This is a genomic window from Dyadobacter sp. CY312, assembly GCF_021390535.1.
Taxonomy (GTDB): domain Bacteria; phylum Bacteroidota; class Bacteroidia; order Cytophagales; family Spirosomataceae; genus Dyadobacter.
Genome location: NZ_JAJUXG010000015.1, coordinates 275,540 through 291,862, shown reverse-complemented (window position 1 = coordinate 291,862; position 16,323 = coordinate 275,540). Strand labels below are relative to the sequence as shown.

Annotated in this window: 17 protein-coding genes, 1 tRNA gene and 1 rRNA gene; 10 read left to right on the top strand and 9 right to left on the bottom strand. The window is 42.2% G+C overall.

All coding sequences use genetic code 11. The annotated features are described in order from the left end of the window. Nucleotides 1-89, top strand: a 5S ribosomal RNA gene (gene rrf / locus LZG71_RS22365); the annotation flags it as partial. Nucleotides 90-187: 98 nt separating this feature from the next. Then, nucleotides 188-261: transfer RNA gene (locus LZG71_RS22360), tRNA-Pro, on the top strand. A gap of 645 nt (nucleotides 262-906) precedes the next feature. Here LZG71_RS22360 and dxs read toward each other — a convergent pair. The 4 genes from dxs to mutL form a co-directional block, all read right to left on the bottom strand. Then, entirely contained in the window at nucleotides 907-2,847 is a 1,941-nt protein-coding gene (dxs, locus tag LZG71_RS22355; protein ID WP_233824130.1) for a 1-deoxy-D-xylulose-5-phosphate synthase, read from the bottom strand. Between the two features lie 87 nt (nucleotides 2,848-2,934). Beyond that, the gene (locus LZG71_RS22350) at nucleotides 2,935-3,852 is read right to left on the bottom strand and encodes a rhomboid family intramembrane serine protease (RefSeq protein ID WP_233824128.1); all 918 of its coding nucleotides are present in this window, start codon (nucleotides 3,850-3,852) and stop codon (nucleotides 2,935-2,937) included. Nucleotides 3,853-3,855: 3 nt separating this feature from the next. After that, nucleotides 3,856-4,653, bottom strand: coding sequence for a rhomboid family intramembrane serine protease (locus LZG71_RS22345; protein ID WP_233824126.1), 798 nt, complete (start codon nucleotides 4,651-4,653; stop codon nucleotides 3,856-3,858). Nucleotides 4,654-4,712: 59 nt separating this feature from the next. Then, on the bottom strand, nucleotides 4,713-6,599 hold the full coding sequence (gene mutL / locus LZG71_RS22340; RefSeq protein ID WP_233824124.1) for a DNA mismatch repair endonuclease MutL: 1,887 nt from the start codon (nucleotides 6,597-6,599) through the stop codon (nucleotides 4,713-4,715). A gap of 232 nt (nucleotides 6,600-6,831) precedes the next feature. Here mutL and LZG71_RS22335 point away from each other — a divergent pair, with 232 nt between their 5' ends. Together LZG71_RS22335 and LZG71_RS22330 are read left to right on the top strand one after the other, a co-directional pair. Beyond that, on the top strand, nucleotides 6,832-6,996 hold the full coding sequence (locus LZG71_RS22335; protein WP_233824122.1) for a hypothetical protein: 165 nt from the start codon (nucleotides 6,832-6,834) through the stop codon (nucleotides 6,994-6,996). A 223-nt stretch (nucleotides 6,997-7,219) separates the two neighbouring features. After that, entirely contained in the window at nucleotides 7,220-7,477 is a 258-nt protein-coding gene (locus tag LZG71_RS22330) for a DUF2892 domain-containing protein (RefSeq protein WP_233824120.1), read from the top strand. Nucleotides 7,478-7,556: 79 nt separating this feature from the next. Here LZG71_RS22330 and LZG71_RS22325 read toward each other — a convergent pair whose 3' ends face one another. Continuing rightward, nucleotides 7,557-8,156: a hypothetical protein gene (locus tag LZG71_RS22325; RefSeq protein WP_233824118.1), complete on the bottom strand. Its 600-nt coding sequence runs from the start codon at nucleotides 8,154-8,156 to the stop codon at nucleotides 7,557-7,559. A gap of 510 nt (nucleotides 8,157-8,666) precedes the next feature. Between LZG71_RS22325 and rpmH the strand changes: the two genes are divergently transcribed. From rpmH to LZG71_RS22300, 5 genes are all read left to right on the top strand, one after another. Beyond that, nucleotides 8,667-8,825, top strand: coding sequence for a 50S ribosomal protein L34 (gene rpmH, locus LZG71_RS22320; RefSeq protein ID WP_015813300.1), 159 nt, complete (start codon nucleotides 8,667-8,669; stop codon nucleotides 8,823-8,825). A 139-nt stretch (nucleotides 8,826-8,964) separates the two neighbouring features. Then, nucleotides 8,965-9,384, top strand: coding sequence for a ribonuclease P protein component (gene rnpA, locus LZG71_RS22315; RefSeq protein WP_233824116.1), 420 nt, complete (start codon nucleotides 8,965-8,967; stop codon nucleotides 9,382-9,384). Nucleotides 9,385-9,389: 5 nt separating this feature from the next. After that, the gene (locus LZG71_RS22310; RefSeq protein WP_233824114.1) at nucleotides 9,390-11,048 is read left to right on the top strand and encodes a S41 family peptidase; all 1,659 of its coding nucleotides are present in this window, start codon (nucleotides 9,390-9,392) and stop codon (nucleotides 11,046-11,048) included. Between the two features lie 31 nt (nucleotides 11,049-11,079). Beyond that, nucleotides 11,080-11,778 (top strand): tRNA (adenosine(37)-N6)-threonylcarbamoyltransferase complex dimerization subunit type 1 TsaB, encoded by a 699-nt coding sequence (gene tsaB / locus LZG71_RS22305; RefSeq protein ID WP_233824112.1) that lies wholly within the window; start codon nucleotides 11,080-11,082, stop codon nucleotides 11,776-11,778. A 75-nt stretch (nucleotides 11,779-11,853) separates the two neighbouring features. Beyond that, the gene (locus tag LZG71_RS22300) at nucleotides 11,854-12,369 is read left to right on the top strand and encodes a DUF2480 family protein (protein ID WP_233824110.1); all 516 of its coding nucleotides are present in this window, start codon (nucleotides 11,854-11,856) and stop codon (nucleotides 12,367-12,369) included. A gap of 1 nt (nucleotide 12,370) precedes the next feature. Here LZG71_RS22300 and LZG71_RS22295 read toward each other — a convergent pair whose 3' ends face one another. From LZG71_RS22295 to LZG71_RS22280, 4 genes are read right to left on the bottom strand one after another with little or no spacing between them, the layout of a single operon-like run. Next, a complete protein-coding gene (locus LZG71_RS22295) occupies nucleotides 12,371-12,952 on the bottom strand; it encodes a ribonuclease HII (protein WP_233824108.1) in 582 nt (193 codons plus the stop codon). After that, complete coding sequence (locus LZG71_RS22290; protein ID WP_233824106.1) at nucleotides 12,952-13,971, bottom strand: VWA domain-containing protein; 1,020 nt, start codon at nucleotides 13,969-13,971, stop codon at nucleotides 12,952-12,954. Before LZG71_RS22290 ends, LZG71_RS22295 begins: the two co-directional genes overlap by 1 nt. Before the next feature lie 10 nt (nucleotides 13,972-13,981). After that, nucleotides 13,982-14,962, bottom strand: coding sequence for a hypothetical protein (locus LZG71_RS22285; protein WP_233824104.1), 981 nt, complete (start codon nucleotides 14,960-14,962; stop codon nucleotides 13,982-13,984). Nucleotide 14,963: 1 nt separating this feature from the next. After that, entirely contained in the window at nucleotides 14,964-15,854 is an 891-nt protein-coding gene (locus tag LZG71_RS22280; protein WP_233824102.1) for a DUF58 domain-containing protein, read from the bottom strand. 69 nt (nucleotides 15,855-15,923) lie between these two features. Here LZG71_RS22280 and LZG71_RS22275 point away from each other — a divergent pair, with 69 nt between their 5' ends. Continuing rightward, nucleotides 15,924-16,298 carry a DUF4296 domain-containing protein gene (locus LZG71_RS22275; protein WP_233824145.1) on the top strand — a complete coding sequence of 125 codons (375 nt, stop codon included), beginning with the start codon at nucleotides 15,924-15,926 and terminating at the stop codon, nucleotides 16,296-16,298. The last annotated feature ends 25 nt before the right edge of the window (nucleotides 16,299-16,323 follow it).

Below are 16,323 nucleotides of genomic sequence, written 5' to 3'. Positions count from 1 at the left end.
TCACCTCTTCCCATCCCGAACAGAGAAGTTAAGCCCGGAACCGCCGATGATACTTGGATCAAACCTGGTAAAGTAGGTAGCCGCCACAATACTATTACAAAAGCCTCGCAGAAATGTGAGGCTTTTTGCGTTTAAGTAGAAGCTAGTAGTTTTATCTTGGTGAAAAGAGGTACTAGTACTTATAGTACGGGGAGTGGCGCAGCCCGGTAGCGCATCTGGTTTGGGACCAGAGGGTCGCAGGTTCGAATCCTGTCTCCCCGACATTAATCTAATGAGGAATCAAATTGCATTGAGCGCAACTTTGATTCCTCATTTTTTGCTTATGATCCATTCTTATTGTCGATATGAATACGTTGAAATTGGATAAACTCTTTACATCCGTCAAGACCGCTCAACTTTTATTGATCCTTCCCAGGCTATTTTCGGCCTCTTTATAGCTTATTGATTTTAGAGAATTGTTTATTGCGAACTGCCACTTGCGAGATGGGAAATAATATACGTGGTGGTCCTTCCTGTTACCTGGTATCTTGGCCGCTAACATTCGCTGGCTGAGATACCTCAAAATCGCTACGTAAAAGCCTATGAGGGTAATTCTTGACTACGTATGCATAAATATCAAATGGAGGGCAGAATGAGCGTAAAAAAGCTGGTTACCCGAATTTTGTAGATGATGTTCGATTATGTTCGTGTAACGGGATCCCTTTTTTGTAAATCGGTGGACCGATTAAATTATTATGATAAGAAAGATAAGGGATTTGTTAGGTTGGGTGCTAGCTATAATCCAGCTAACAGGATATGGAGTTTCTGTTCAAAGAGTAAACAAGTAATCGCGGGAATAACACAAGCCGCTTTTCTGCTACGAAATGTTAATGCGAACTCACGAATCAAGGACGTGAGAGCGCTCTGTTAAGCCTGGTGTAAAGTGGAAACCATTAGCGACATTTGCTCATTCACAACCTTTACAATACCTTCTGTATCAAATCCGCATTCTTTATACAAGTCTGACGGTTCTCCATGTTCAATAATGCCGTCAGGGATACCTAATCTCTTTAGACGGGATGAGTATCCATGGTCAACCATAAATTCCATTACAGCACTACCAAATCCACCCTGAAGACAGCCGTCTTCCACCGTTATAACGCGATCAAAGTTTTTGAAGACTTCATGAAGCATAACTTCATCAAGCGGCTTGATAAAGCGCATATCGTATAAGGCAACACTGATGCCTTGTGCCAAAAGAAGTTCGCAAGCATCACTTGCAAAATTACCAACAGGACCGAGCGTAAGGATAGCTATGTCTGTGCCCTCTTTTAATTTTCTTCCTGTACCTATTTTTACCTCCTGAAACGGCGTCCGCCAGTTAGGCATTACGCCATTACCTCTTGGATAACGGATTGTAAAGGCATTGTTGCCACTTTGAAAGGAGCCTAGCTGAGCTGTGTACATCATGTTTCGCAGTTCTTGCTCATTCATTGGGGAGGCCACAACCATGTTAGGAATACAGCGCATAAACGCAATATCATAAACTCCGTGGTGGGTAGGGCCATCCGCTCCGACCAAACCGGCCCTATCCAGGCAAAATATTACAGGTAATTCCTGGATACATACGTCATGAATAACCTGATCGTATGCTCTCTGCATGAAAGTAGAATAAATGTTGCAGAACACGGCTTTTCCCTGAGTGGCCATGCCGGCAGAAAAGGTGACTGCATGTTGCTCTGCTATACCAACATCAAATGCCCTGTCTGGAATAGCTTCCATCATCATGTTCATGGATGATCCGGACGGCATGGCTGGAGTTACTCCTATTACATTTTCGTTGGCCTGGGCCAGCTCGACCAATGTATGACCAAAGACATCCTGATATTTGGGTGGCTGAGGCGTATCATAGACTTTTTTCTTAATCTCTCCTGAAATCTTATCAAAAATACCGGGTGCGTGCCATTTGGTTTGGTCTTTTTCGGCAGGCCCATAACCCTTCCCTTTTACAGTGAGGCAATGTAGTAACTTTGGACCTGGTATGTTTTTAAGGTCATTTAATACTTCTGTCAAATGACCAATATCATTTCCATCAATAGGACCAAAATAACGTAATCCTAAAGATTCAAACAGATTGCTCTGACGAAGTATGGCAGTTTTCATAACGCCCTCAACTTTGGAAACGACCTCCTGGGCACTTTTTCCAAAGTTGCTCATCTTACCAAGCATATTCCAAACCTCATCCCGAAACTTATTATAAGTTTTAGAAGTGGTAATATCAGTCAGATATTCTTTCAACGCCCCCACATTGGGATCGATCGCCATGCAATTATCATTCAGGATAATTAACAGATTTGAATCTGTGGCTCCTGCATGATTCATGCCCTCGAACGCCATACCGGCTGTCATAGCACCATCGCCTATAATGGCTATATGCTGGCGCTGATAATGTTTGTCCAATGCCGATGCTACCGCCATTCCGAGCGCAGAGGATATGGAAGTTGAAGAGTGACCTACTCCAAAAGCATCGTAAATACTTTCCTTGCGCTTTGGAAAGCCGGAAAGGCCACCATAGGTTCGGTTGGTATGAAAATCCTTTCTTCTGCCTGTCAATATTTTGTGTCCATATGCCTGATGTCCTACATCCCATACCAATTGATCGTCGGGCGTATTAAAGACATAATGGAGCGCTACGCTTAGCTCAACAACACCAAGGCTGGCACCGAAATGTCCTCCATAAACAGAGACATTATCAATGATAAACTGACGCAATTCATTACAAACTTGTGGAAGTTGAGATCTGTCCAGTTTGCGTAAATCTTCTGGTGAGTCAATCTTTGCGAGCAGTTTCCCCGGTGTTATAAGCATATTAAAGACAATTATAAGTCAGATTTGAGAATTCATCCTAACCCAAAACATGCACAAAATTAATCAAATAGGTTATCAATCTGACTTTTATTTTTGCTGGCTTGCTTTGAACAGTTTTTGTTTCTCTTCTTTGGTCAGGCTTTCGTAACCGGATTTCGATATTTTATCAAGTATTGTATCAATCTCAGTTTGGTCGGGCATTTCAATTGTGCCTGGTGAAGATGCCGCCGAATAAACGCTGGTACTACGATAAACTTCCTTCTGTCGGTAAGTAACCTGCATTGATGGCCTCTTTCTGAAAAGTCGTGACCAGACATTCATTATAGCATAAATCGGCCTCCCGAGATCGGTACCATTCTGCAACAGTTTGATAAAAAAGTACCCAACCAGTGCTCCACCCAAGTGCGCGAGGTTCCCCCCCGCATTGGGTCCTACGGTTTGTGCCAGGGATAAAATAATATAGAAAAGAGCTATAAACTTAATCCGTATTGGTCCCAGAAATATAAGATTGAATGTATAGTTCGGAAGCAATGTAGAGGCGCCCACTGCTACCGCAAAAGCGGCCGCAGATGCTCCCAACATCCTGGACTGTTCCAGGTGGGGTTGGAAATAGGGTAGCAGGTTGTAGATGACGATGTATATCATTCCACCAAAAATCCCGCCAAGCATATACAAGGCAATAACTCTCTTAGCTCCAAGATATTCGTCTACAAGCTTTCCAAACCAATAAAGAAACAGCATGTTGAACAAAATATGAAAAATATCATCATGCGTAAAAAAGTATGTAATGAGCGTCCAGGGCCTGTAAGCGAGCTCTGAAGTAGATGCGGGAAGCCGAAGCAGATCAATGATCCAGCCGTAGATGTTGGATGATTGTGAAAGCGTGAAAATGATTTTGGCAAGTAACAGTATCAGAAATACAGCGGTATTGATCAGGATAATCTTTACCAGTGAATTTTCCGATTTGGAGAACTCCCTTTTTATGTCGTCTACAATATTGCTCATCTGTCAATAGAAGTTTGTTTTCTTAGTGCGCCAGTACCGCAACAATATATATGCAAATAGCATTCCTCCAACGTGGGCGAAGTGTGCAACGTTGTCTGACTGAGCATTTTTTATACCTGAATATAACTCAAATAATCCGTAAAAGGTAACAAAATATTTGGCCTTTATAGGGAATGGAATGAAGAGCATAAACAGCTCTGTATTAGGGAACAATAGTCCAAATGCCATAAGGATACCGAACACGGCTCCGGACGCCCCAACCATGGGAATGTTAATTTCTCTCTGTAAAACGCTTTTTGCAATGGCTATACTTTCATTTACGTAAGAAGGGTTAGAAGAGTTTGCTTCAAACGCATTTGCAAAATCAATAAGCTTGGGATTTCCGCCGCCGAAATTATGGCTTAGAAAACTAACAAAATTATCAGGTGTAGGGCTTTGGGTGTACAGTTCAACCGCCTCTCTGAGTTGATAAATTTCAAAATAACCTATAGCTGAGAATAGTAAACCAGCACCTATTCCGGTAAAAAAGTAGAAGAATAAAAATTTTTGTGAACCCCACATACGCTCCAGCAGCGGGCCAAACATGAAAAGCCCGAACATGTTGCTAAATATGTGACCCCAATCGCTAAGACTGTGAAGAAACATGTAGGAGACAAACTGGTACGGCATGAACTCGCTGGAAAGAATCGGCCTTAAAGCAAAAAGGTAACTTAGCGTTCCCTGGAGAATGTACTTATCAACTACAAAAAAGAGAATGTTCAGTATCAGTAAATTTCTTACCGTAGGGGTAATGGCTAACATATTTAATTCAAATTCAGTGGACTGTCTTTTATAACTTTTTTATTCGTCTTTTTGTTTCCCTATACCTTAAAAATACTGCTCAATTTATCCATTGTCAGCAACACTATAATTGCCTCTCCGTTAGGTGTTCTGTTCGGATCCGTTGAAGCAAACAGCTGGTCAATAAGTGTATGTATTTCCACAAGTGAGAGTTTTACTGCATAGCGAATGGAAAAACGTCGGGCCAGTGATCTGGAAAGGCTCTCGGGTTTATTAAGCTTAAGATCCGAATAACTTCGTTTCAATTGCTCTACAAGTTCCTCAAACAAATCCTGTTCGCTTTCTTCGGGAAGATCTGCCGGTATGCCTCGTATGATCAATTCATTGGCACCAAACTCATCGAACTCAAAACCCAGGCTTCGGATCTCTTTTTTCGTTTCATGTACCAGTTGCATGTCAGAATGCGTTAGCCGGATCGTTTTCGGAAAAAGAAGTTGCTGGCAGGCACCATTTCTGTTTGTGAGCATTTTACGATATCGCTCATAAAGAATACGTTCATAAGCTGCCTTCTGATCAATCAGCATGATACCGTCTTTGACCTGAGACAGTATGTAGCGATTGTGCAGCTGGAAGATCACGGCATCGCTTTCAGGCGCAGCAATTGCTTCGGAGGCCATCCGGTTCACCTTGCTGGCAACCGTCATAGCCTGCTCCTGATATTGCGGACGGGATGCCGAAACTGTATTCGTCTCAAAAGCAACGAGTTCCCGGTTTCTGTCTTCGGTGTTTTGCAAACCCTCAAACAATTTATTCCAATTGGTCAGATTCGACCTCGATTGTCCGGAATCCGGCTTTTTAGATTGTGCGGCCCAGTCAGGCATCACAGTTCTCGGAACCATATTGTGATTTGCTTCCGAAGGCGAAGGACTCAGGAAATTAATATTTTCCTCGAAATCAATGGATTGAGACAGGTTATAAACTCCCACTGCTTTTTTTACCGCAGCCATGATAATGGCATAAACAGATCGCTCGTCATCAAACTTAATCTCTGTTTTTGTAGGATGTATATTGATATCGATGTGAGACGGATCAATTTCAATGAAAAGCACATAAAACGGATGGCTTCCGTCAGGTATCGTCCCATCAAATGCGCTTGTCACAGCATGATGCATGTAGCTGTGCTTAATGTACCTGTCGTTCACGAAGAAGAATTGCTCTCCGCGTGTTTTACGGGCAAATTCTGGCTTCCCAATGTATCCTCGGACGCTGATGTAAGATGTGTCTTCCTGACAAAAAGCAAGCTGTTCGCGATAAGTTTTGCCATAAATATCAACGATCCTGCGCACAAGTTTCCCCGACAGGAGATTGAAAACTTCGGTATCGTTGTGATGCAGCGTAAGGGCTACCTCAGGATGTGCCAGAGCGATACGTTGGAATTCATCCAAAACATGCCGCATTTCTACCGCATTGGATTTAAGAAAATTACGTCGTGCCGGAACATTAAAAAACAAATTTTTGACAGAGAGACTGGTGCCGGTAACACACGCAACAGCTTCCTGTGTTTTTATTTCAGAAGCTTCTATTTTGATAAGCGTGCCGATTTCGTCCGTTTCCTGTCTGGTGCGCAGTTCAACTTGCGCCACCGCAGCTATGGAAGCCAATGCTTCGCCCCTGAAACCCATGGTTCTTATTCTGAATAGATCTTCGGATTGTCGTATTTTGGAAGTTGCATGCCTTTCAAAGCACATCCTGGCATCAGTTTCCGACATTCCTGATCCGTTGTCGATAATCTGAATGAGCGTCCTGCCAGCTTCCCGCAGAATGACTTGAATTTGCGTCGCCTTTGCATCAATGGCATTTTCCAGTAACTCTTTCACAACCGATGCCGGGCGTTGAACGACCTCACCCGCGGCTATTTGGTTGGCGATAGAATCTGGTAATAGTTGAATGATGTCGGAAGACGCCATAGATAATTGAATATTTTACTTGTATATAACAAATTAACAAATTTTTTTTTAGAGGTCAGGATTTTTGATGACCAGAAGCGACACCCATCTCGTGAATTCTATGCGTGTTCATCGAAAAAATTACATTTATTATTGAAATTTTATACAACAACTGAACTGTTTTTTACTAAAATTGTGTTAACATTACATGATTAAAATCGTTGTTTGAGATTTCATTTGCAAATACACTCTTATGAAAGCACCAGTTTTTAAAAAATTCAATGCAACTATGGCTTTGCAATGGCTCATCTTCCTGCCCGTCATACTTCCGTTATGCATTATTTTTGGTGCGTTTCAGGGTATTGTGGGAATGGTAGAAAAGATGGCTCAGCGTATGTGGATTGATCTGGAATTGTAACTTAGGTCATTTAGGGCTCTGCTTATTTGTCCATAGATATGTTATAACGAGCAACAAGGTTCAAAGATTCTCTAAATTTAAAATATAGACTGCAAAGGCGGCTCGGAAGGGCTGCCTTTTTTGTTGCCTTGCAAGAATTTTGTTCTTGTCCCTTCCTCCAACACAACTGGTATGATTGTTTAAATCGCGGATCATTATTCATTAAATTAAACCGCGAAATCACATGGAATCAACGATCAGTTTTATCAAGGATAAAATATACAATGCAAGTGAAAGCATAGAGGAAGTTCAGAATGTATCTAATGCGGAACGCCTCATTTCCGTACTGGCAGGAGCCCTGATTACATATTACGGAATGCAAAAAAAAGAGACTGTTCTGGGCAAAGGGCTCATCTTTGTGGGCGGGTTGCTGATAACCAGAGGTACTACAGGATTTTGTCCTGTCAACAAGGCTGTGAATCGTAATAGTATTCCTGGATGATTTTTCCTTTTAGAATAAAAAAATTGGGGTATTGTTAGCTTTTAACAATACCCCAATTTTTATTTATTACGATATACTATTAAAACGGACTATTTCCGCCGGGGCGAACCGGAGAGGTAGAAGCAGGTGTACTGGTTCCGCCCGGTCTGGTTGCGGGGCTGGTCGTACTTCCTGGTGTTGTTGACGGTCTTGTATTTCCTGGTAATACGCCTCCGGGTCTGGTCGTGCCGGGTACAGTCGTGCCGGGTGTACCCGGTGTATTTTGTGGGTAGGTGGTGGTTCCTGTTCCCGGAACGTTAGAATTGGGTGTCGCCGCTCCCGGTAAATTTCCCGGCTGTGTTATGCTTCCCGGAACTGTACTTCCTGGTGTGGTTGTACCTGCTGGTACAGTTGTAGGGTTGGTAGTGGCACCTGGAACAGTGCCTGGCTGGGTAGTTGCCGGCACCGTTTGCGGATACGTTCCTGCCGGAGTTGTTGGCTGTGTTGTTGGTACGGTCGAAGGATACGTGGAAGTAGCTGGCTGTGTGTTTCCCGGTACAGTTGCCGGTTGGGTCGTTGTCGGTGGCGATGCTGGTCTGGTTGTACTTCCCGGTGCGGTTGAAGTTGCGGGAATTTGGGCATACGCTGCCGATGATGCGATTATTGATAACGCTACGATATTTAACTTTATACTTTTCATGATTTCTAAAATTTAAGTTATTAACTGTTAACACGTCGAAGCATAAATAACCATACCAGTAAGTGTCTGATAATGTTACGTATATGGTTTTTTTTGATGTTCCATTAACAGTAATTTTTGATAAATTTTACTCATAGGTGGATGCTTTTGCAAGCAGGTGATAAAGGGAGTCTTACCAGAACAAATTTGATTTTCAGGCGAGGTAGCCTCAATTAGGAGCGAATTTTACCAGAAAAGAAAGGTACCACTGAATTAAAAAAGGATCGGAATCATTTATCGATTGATTTACATTCAAAACCTACCTTGATTGTTCGTAATTGATGAATTAGTGGAATCCACAGTTACTTCGGGAGCGAAATAGCGGGCTCAAAATCGATAAATAAAACGGCATGAGCGAGATATAAATATAATTATAGTTGCAAATGTTGACTTAGTTCCAAAAAATCTCTACCTTTGCAAGCCAAAATTACGGGTCGAAGAGATTTTATAGCGCAATAATTTGATAATGAGATGAAACGTACCTTTCAACCATCGAATCGCAAGAGGAGAAATAAGCACGGATTCCGTGAAAGAATGTCTACGGCAAACGGACGCAAGGTTGTTGCCGGTCGTCGCAAAAAAGGCCGTTGGAAATTAACGGTTTCTGACGAAAAACGTCATAAGCAATAATTTAAGGTTTTAAAGTTTGGGTAGGAAGGTATTTTCAATAGTTTGTTCTATTGAATGCGCCTGTTTAGAACTACAATCTTACACCGTCTGATGAGTTGAAATTTTATTCAATTCATCAGACGCTTTTTTCTGTAAGAACTTGAAACAAAAATTTGGAAAAAATGAGCGTCTTTGTGATCCTCGTTTAATCGGCAAGCTTTTTAAAAGAGGTAGTTCGGATGTTCAAACGTTCTACCTCTTTCCATTTCGGGTGCTTTATATTTACGATAAAGACAACCCTCCCATTTTACCTCAGGTTTTGTTTTCTGTATCAAAAAAACAGTTTAAAAAAGCTGTTGACAGAAATCTCATCCGGCGACGTTGCCGTGAAGCCTACCGCCTCAATAAGGAATCACTGGTGACTTCCCCTCTCGAGTTACGCCCATCGTACATCGCTTTTTTGTATCTTGCAAAAGAAATAACAACTTACGACGTTATTGAACAGGCCATGAAGCCAATCCTGAAAAGACTAGGAAAAGTGCCTCCTGCCCCTCTGAAATTGCAAACCGATAATTCCTGACATAGATGAAAAAGTATTTTCGCTCCATCTGCCTGGCTGCGCCTGTGGTAGCGGGCCTGGCGTTTGTTTCCTTTCGCCAAGATGACCGTCTGTTTGAAATCGCACGAAACCTTGATATTTATGCAACTTTGTTCAAGGAGCTGAATGCCTACTATGTGGATGAAATTAATCCAAATCAGCTTATAAAAACCAGTATAGATAATATGCTGCGGACACTTGATCCGTACACGGTGTATTATGCCGAGGATGATATCGAGGATTATATGACCATGACAACCGGAAAGTATAACGGTATTGGGGCAATGGTGAATTCTTCGGATGGGAAACATACCGTGATGATGGTCTACGAAGATACTCCGGCACAAAAAGCAGGTTTGCAACTGGGTGACGAGATCATGAAGATCAACGGCGTTGATTTATCAGCAAGAGAAGATTTTGATACAGGTAAATTGCTCAAAGGTCAGGCGCAAACCAGTGTGACACTCACTATTAAGCGTTATGGAATCGCAAAACCGTTGGAAATTACCCTAAATCGGGATATTGTAAAAGTTACCAACGTTCCTTATTATGGCATGATTTCGGATGAAGTAGGATACATTGATCTTAAAGATTTTACGGCCACTGCTTCGAGAGAAGTTAGGAACGCTTTTCAAGAGCTGAAAGGTAAGGGAATGAAGTCTGTGGTACTCGACTTGCGTGACAATCCGGGAGGGCTGCTTAACATGGCGATCGAAATTTCTAACATCTTTATAGCAAAGGGCGAAGAGGTTGTTTCGACAAAAGGAAAGGTGACCGAATGGAATAAGACATATACAGCCTACAATCCTGCTTTGGATATTGATATTCCTGTTGTTGTTCTTACCAATAACCGCAGTGCATCCGCAGCAGAGATTGTTTCTGGTGTTATACAGGATTACGACCGCGGTGTTCTGATAGGGCAACGAACTTATGGAAAAGGCTTGGTTCAGACAACCCGTGATCTTTCATTTAATACAAAAATGAAGATCACTACTGCTAAATACTACATTCCAAGTGGCAGGTGTATTCAGGCGATTGATTACAGCCACCGTAATGAGGATGGCAGTGTTGGTAAAATTCCTGATTCCTTAATGACTGCTTTCAAAACGCGTAATGGCCGTCCGGTTTTTGACGGCGGCGGAATATTACCTGATATTGTTACAGAGAAGGAAAACTATTCTCCATTGGCTTCGGCTTTGGGCAGAAACCGTCTGTTTTTCGATTATGCCGTTAAATATCATTTTGAACATCCGACGATCAAACCAGCAAAAGAATTTCATTTGACGGATAATGAATACAACACTTTTGTGAAGTGGCTCTCTGATAAGGAATATGATTACACAACCCAGGTTGAGCGTGATTTAAATGACCTGGAAGCCTCTGCCAAAAAAGAAAAATCCATTGATGTGATTGATGATCAACTGAAAGCGCTCAGATCGAAATTGTCGCACAGCAAGGATAACGATCTTCAAATCGGAAAGGCAGAAATAAGACAGATACTGGAGTCTGAGATTATCAAACATTACTATCTGGAAAAAGGAATGCGGGAAGCGTCTTTTACAGAGGATAAAGAAGTTAAGGAGGCGCTCACCTTGCTGAAAGATAAAAATCGTTACAATGAAATTCTGAAAGGGAAGAAAAACTAGTCAGCACTGGTGGCTGTTTCCTTTAATTCCTATGCTAATACTAAGTATTGACACATCTACACGCGGATGCTCCGTGGCTGTACACCAAAATGGTGTTTTGCTGTCAGGTTATGATTTGTTTACCGACAAGTCATCGTCTGCAATGCTGACAACGCTCATACAAAATGCAGTCGAAAATAGCGGCTTTAAGTTGTCCGATCTGGATGCTATTGCGGTTGCGAAAGGTCCGGGCTCTTACACAGGTTTGCGGGTAAGTGTTTCAACAGCTAAAGGACTGTGTTATGCGCTCGACAAACCATTGATCGCTGTGAATACCCTTGAGGCAATGGCAAAGCAGGTAATACCTTATTTTTCAAGAAATTTCTTATTTTGTCCAATGATCGATGCGCGGAGAATGGAGGTTTATACCTCTGTATTTGACGCTGAATGTCGTATCATTAAGCCAACAGAAGCGGTTATAATGTCAGAAGAATCTTTCAAAGATATTCTTGAATCTCGGAAGGTAGTATTCTTTGGTGATGGTGCTGCCAAGTGCAAAGCATTGCTTGCTGCCAGCGAAAACGCTATTTTTCCGGACGCAGAGATTCGCCCTTCGGCAAGAACGGTCGGAGATCTTGCGGTAAAGTCATATGCTGAAAATCAGTTTGAAGATATAGCTTCCTTTGAGCCATTTTATCTCAAAGATTTCATGACACCTCCTTCCCGAAAAGCTCCTGCTGTAGCCCTTTAGAAATAGATTTTTAAGTTGCAGAGCAACCAAAAGTGTACCCTTTGATGTTGTAATTCTGAGTCCAAAATTTAGAATATGGAAACCGAAGAAATTATAAACCGAGTTGCAACAAGCGGTATTGTGTCTCTTGATCTGGAAGAGCTTTATCATCCGGGAGAAAGAGTGATATATGACATAAAAGAAAACCTTTTTCAGGGCATGATTCTGCGGGAAAAAGATTATCGGGAATTCCTCAAATCGCATGACTGGAGTCAGTACACCGACAAAAATATTGCTGTAATTTGTTCTGAGGACGCCATCGTCCCTACCTGGGCTTACATGCTTCTTGCCATACAGTTGGAGCCATTTGCAAACAAAGTCGTATTTGGAGATTTGTCTGCTTTGGAAGGTCAGCTCTTTTCGGACGCGATTTGTAAAATTGATCCTGAGGAATACAGAGGAAGGCGTGTGGTTATTAAAGGATGCAGCAAATTCCCTGTGCCCATTTCTGCGTACATGGATATTACTACTTTGCTGAAACCAGTTGCGCAAAGCCTCATGTTCGGAGAACCCTGCAGTACAGTACCTCTTTACAAAAAGCCAAAGGTGTAATTCAATCTTTTAATAGCTTGAAGCTCATCCGGTGGTGAGAGCAAGTGCCATGCTCCATGATGGCCTTGCGGTGATGTATGGTTGGGTAACCCACGTTTCTGGCCCAGCCGTAATGAGGAAAACTCTGCCCCAGTTGCGTCATAAGCTCGTCCCGATAGTTTTTAGCCAGAACCGAGGCGGCAGCAATTGAAAGGTAATGGCTATCTCCCTTTATGATACAGGTATGTGGTATCATGGGATAAGGAGTGAAGCGGTTTCCATCTACGAGCAGGTGCTCCGGTCGGGTTTGCAGCTTATCTACCGCCCGGTGCATAGCCAAAAAACTTGCCTTAAGAATGTTAATTTTATCAATTTCAAAGTTATCAACTTCTGCCACTGCCCAGGCTATCGACTCACGTATGATTTCTTTTTCGAGCAGATCGCGCTGCATTTTTGATAATTGCTTGGAGTCATTAAGATATTCGTGCGTGTAATCTCTTGGTAGAATTACTGCCGCAGCAACCACCGGTCCTGCCAGGCAACCTCTGCCCACCTCATCCAGTCCCGCCTCCACAGCATCTATATTGTAATATGATTTAAGCATTAGTCTTCAAGAATGTTAGCCATAAAAGTACTTTTGGTGGCAATTGCGATAAGTAATAATAACACAGCCCAATAGAGATATACCCGGTAAAAGTCGCTTACATCACGTGAAATTACATTCATAGACTTCACCTTTTCAATCTGATTGATTTGTTTAAAAACTTCTCCAAGCGCCTTATTGTCAGTAGCTCTGAAATATTTTCCATTACCCAATCCGGCAATGTTACGAAGCTCACTTTCGTCCACCAAAGCATTTGAAACGATTACGGTGTCGGATTTTACAGGCCGTTTTATACTGCCTACAGAAATGGTATACACCTTTACTCCAAATGCTCTGGCCAGTTGAGTTGCCGTGGTAGGATCCAGATTCCCCGATGTGTTATCCCCATCGCTGATCAGAATAGCAACCTTGCTGTCTCCCTTGGTTTCGCGCATTCGGTTTACTGCCACAGCTAATGCACTTCCTATTGCTGTACCGGCAGTTGGAATCATTTCGGGCTTTATTTCGTCCAAAAAGCCATATAACAGCTCATAATCCGTTGTAAGTGGACACAGTGAAACCGCTTCACCGGCAAAAATAATGAGTCCGATACGGTCCTGCAAGCGTCCCTTTATAAATTGTCTGGCTACTTGTTTCGCAGCTTCCAAACGATTTGGACTGAGGTCTTTTTCCAGCATGGAATCGGAAATATCCAGCAACAGCATGATATCGATGCCTTCCGAAAACCGATCGGTCCGCTCCGAAACAACCTGAGGCCTGGCCAATGCGACCAATATGAGGCATATAGCAAGTCCGACGCAGATGGGTTGTACAAATCTCAGCAACGTTAACCAGTCCTTGCCTTCTTTTAAAGAATGATAGGTGATTACCAACCGCTGTTTGTGTTTCCGGTGAAAGGCATTGCGCAGCCAGAAAAGAAGGGGTACAAATGGTAACGCATACAGGAAATATGGATGCACCCAATCGTACGACCTGATCATATCATACCCAAACCATTTTAAGGAAAACCACTGTTCCATAATACTCAATTCAGGGTATCGGGTTGTCTAAAATTTCTCTTCGCTTCGTCCGGTACAGCTTTGTTGCACCTGTTTTTAATACTTCTAGAAACACATGCATGGTATTGGATTTAACCTGCCCATATATGATTCCGTCCATGTTTTTTAAAGCATCCGCGAGTGAGTCATCGGGCATGTTGTCCATAATCTCACGTGTGGTGTAGGTTGCAAAAGGTTTTTTTTCCAGCCGTTCAAGATAGTTTTTCCAAACAATAATGGCGTTTTCAGCATCCTTGATATTGTTTTTTTCTCTTGCGTTTCTAAGAAGTTTGTTAAAAGATCTCAGGTATTCGAGGTGTCGTCTTTGAAGTTTTATCAATCTCCACTGCTTGTAAATGTCTTTACCAAAAACCCAGTAAATGGCACCTATTAAACCAATTGCAAGTCCCAGATAGCCCAGTAACATGGAAAAATTGAACTCGCTTCTTAACGGAGCCAAGGCAATTTCCGGTTTTAGTGCTTCATTATTTGTGATAGGGTCAAGGTTTTTTTTCTTTAAAAATATAGAATCTTTATTGGTGAAAACGGCGGTGCAATCGCCACGGGCATATATAAAAATGGGAACGGACAAAACCTGAGCCTGCGATACATCGAATGTTACCAGCTGATAAATTGCGCTGTCGAGCGTTGCCTTACCTGTTGCGTCGGTGGCAGATGTGAAACTTCTGCGTGATAATACTTCAAACGGAGAATAGTTAAATGCGGTGTCGGGGAAAAAAACTTCTTTGTCGGGCGAGTGGCGGAAACTCAATGCGTACAAAAACGGCTTTCCTATTTCAATGCTATCCGTTAAAAATTTCCCTTTCGGTTTGTCGGACTGTGCACAGATGGGAGCAAGACAGATCGTATATAAAAGCGCCATCAATGCCAATCGTACGACTGTCTTGTGATTTTTATCCAGCCATAAGAAAAAGGAAATCATTTGTGATGTGTGAATATCTGCTTCGTGCATTTTAAGATGAGGGTGCCGCCGTTTTGCTGTACTGTCGAACTTTGAATAAATGGATCAGTGCGGGTACATAATCTTCCTGAGTGTTGATCGCAATATAGTCTGCACGGTTCTGGTGACAAATTCTTTCAAGTTCATTACTCCTTTTTTTAAAACGTCCCGACATTTCTTCCTGATATTGTTTTGAAGAAGTATTTACCCAAACAGTCCGTTGCTTTTCGGCATCATATAGTGGAATGATACCAAGGCTGGGAAGATTGGTTTCGCGCATGTCGTACAAATGAATGACAATTACATCGTGTTTCCGGCACAGCGCTTTGAGGTTGTGATGATAATTGTCATCAATAAAATCTGAAATTATAAATACGAGGCTACGTCGACGTAACACGTTGAGAGTAACCAAAATGGCATCAGCGATGCTCGTTTGTATAGATTCCGGGACAAGTTTGTACAGCTCGGAAACAAGGCTGTACCCGTGTTTCATACCGTCTGAGGGCCTTATGTAGCGTTCTGTCCGGTCCGAAAAACAAAGCAGTCCTACACGTGTTGCTTCCTGAATGGCGGAAAGTGTAAGAACTCCGCAAATTTCCTTCGCGATGTCAATCTTTAATTTTTTTAGCTCTCCTACCTGCTGAGACGCACTCACATCCAGTAAGAAGAAGGCTGTTTGCTCTTTGTCCTCCTTAAATATCTTTATAAATGTTCCATGCCCTTTCGCAGATGTGTTCCAGTCGATGGCTCTCACATCGTCACCATATTGGTAAAGGCGAAGGTCGTCGAACTCCAGTCCCGAACCTTTAAAGACCGAATGGAAATTACCATGACGCTCGCTTGTAACAGCTTTACGCATGCGAATTTCATATTTTCGGAGCTTGCTTAAAAATTGTTGGAACATGTGTTTTGTAAAAAAAATTACCACCTTTGCACTTTAATCGCGCTAAACAAAGATAGGTATTTGAGAGTTATGGTAGAACGTGCTGTGAATTTCTCATTTGTTTCTTTAATTTTTATATCTGGCTTTCTGGGTATTACTGCGTGCTCTTCCAATGAAAAACCACCACAAAGTGCATTAACGCAAGAGCAAATGGCTTCTATACTTGCCGATGTACATATTGCCGAATCTCGGGTGACGAAGTTGCAGCTAAAATCATCAGACTCTTCATTATTGGTTTTTGAGAAACTTAAAAAGGAAATCTGGAAAAAACATAAAGTGGATACATTGGTGTACAGGAACAGCTATGACTACTACATGACACACCCTAAGCAGATGTCCCAGATATACGAAAGCGTCAATAAAAAAATAGAATTACGGGAGAAACAAAATAACGTTAAGCCCTGAACAAGTGATTATTCCACCAAAGTCA

Coding starts and splice junctions, on each gene's coding strand:
- dxs (WP_233824130.1), bottom strand. CDS start 2,847: ATGCTTATAACACCGGGGAAACTGCTCGCAAAGATTGACTCACCAGAA.
- LZG71_RS22350 (WP_233824128.1), bottom strand. CDS start 3,852: ATGAGCAATATTGTAGACGACATAAAAAGGGAGTTCTCCAAATCGGAA.
- LZG71_RS22345 (WP_233824126.1), bottom strand. CDS start 4,653: ATGTTAGCCATTACCCCTACGGTAAGAAATTTACTGATACTGAACATT.
- mutL (WP_233824124.1), bottom strand. CDS start 6,599: ATGGCGTCTTCCGACATCATTCAACTATTACCAGATTCTATCGCCAAC.
- LZG71_RS22335 (WP_233824122.1), top strand. CDS start 6,832: ATGAAAGCACCAGTTTTTAAAAAATTCAATGCAACTATGGCTTTGCAA.
- LZG71_RS22330 (WP_233824120.1), top strand. CDS start 7,220: ATGGAATCAACGATCAGTTTTATCAAGGATAAAATATACAATGCAAGT.
- LZG71_RS22325 (WP_233824118.1), bottom strand. CDS start 8,156: ATGAAAAGTATAAAGTTAAATATCGTAGCGTTATCAATAATCGCATCA.
- rpmH (WP_015813300.1), top strand. CDS start 8,667: ATGAAACGTACCTTTCAACCATCGAATCGCAAGAGGAGAAATAAGCAC.
- LZG71_RS22310 (WP_233824114.1), top strand. CDS start 9,390: ATGAAAAAGTATTTTCGCTCCATCTGCCTGGCTGCGCCTGTGGTAGCG.
- tsaB (WP_233824112.1), top strand. CDS start 11,080: ATGCTAATACTAAGTATTGACACATCTACACGCGGATGCTCCGTGGCT.
- LZG71_RS22300 (WP_233824110.1), top strand. CDS start 11,854: ATGGAAACCGAAGAAATTATAAACCGAGTTGCAACAAGCGGTATTGTG.
- LZG71_RS22295 (WP_233824108.1), bottom strand. CDS start 12,952: ATGCTTAAATCATATTACAATATAGATGCTGTGGAGGCGGGACTGGAT.
- LZG71_RS22290 (WP_233824106.1), bottom strand. CDS start 13,971: ATGGAACAGTGGTTTTCCTTAAAATGGTTTGGGTATGATATGATCAGG.
- LZG71_RS22285 (WP_233824104.1), bottom strand. CDS start 14,962: ATGCACGAAGCAGATATTCACACATCACAAATGATTTCCTTTTTCTTA.
- LZG71_RS22280 (WP_233824102.1), bottom strand. CDS start 15,854: ATGTTCCAACAATTTTTAAGCAAGCTCCGAAAATATGAAATTCGCATG.
- LZG71_RS22275 (WP_233824145.1), top strand. CDS start 15,924: ATGGTAGAACGTGCTGTGAATTTCTCATTTGTTTCTTTAATTTTTATA.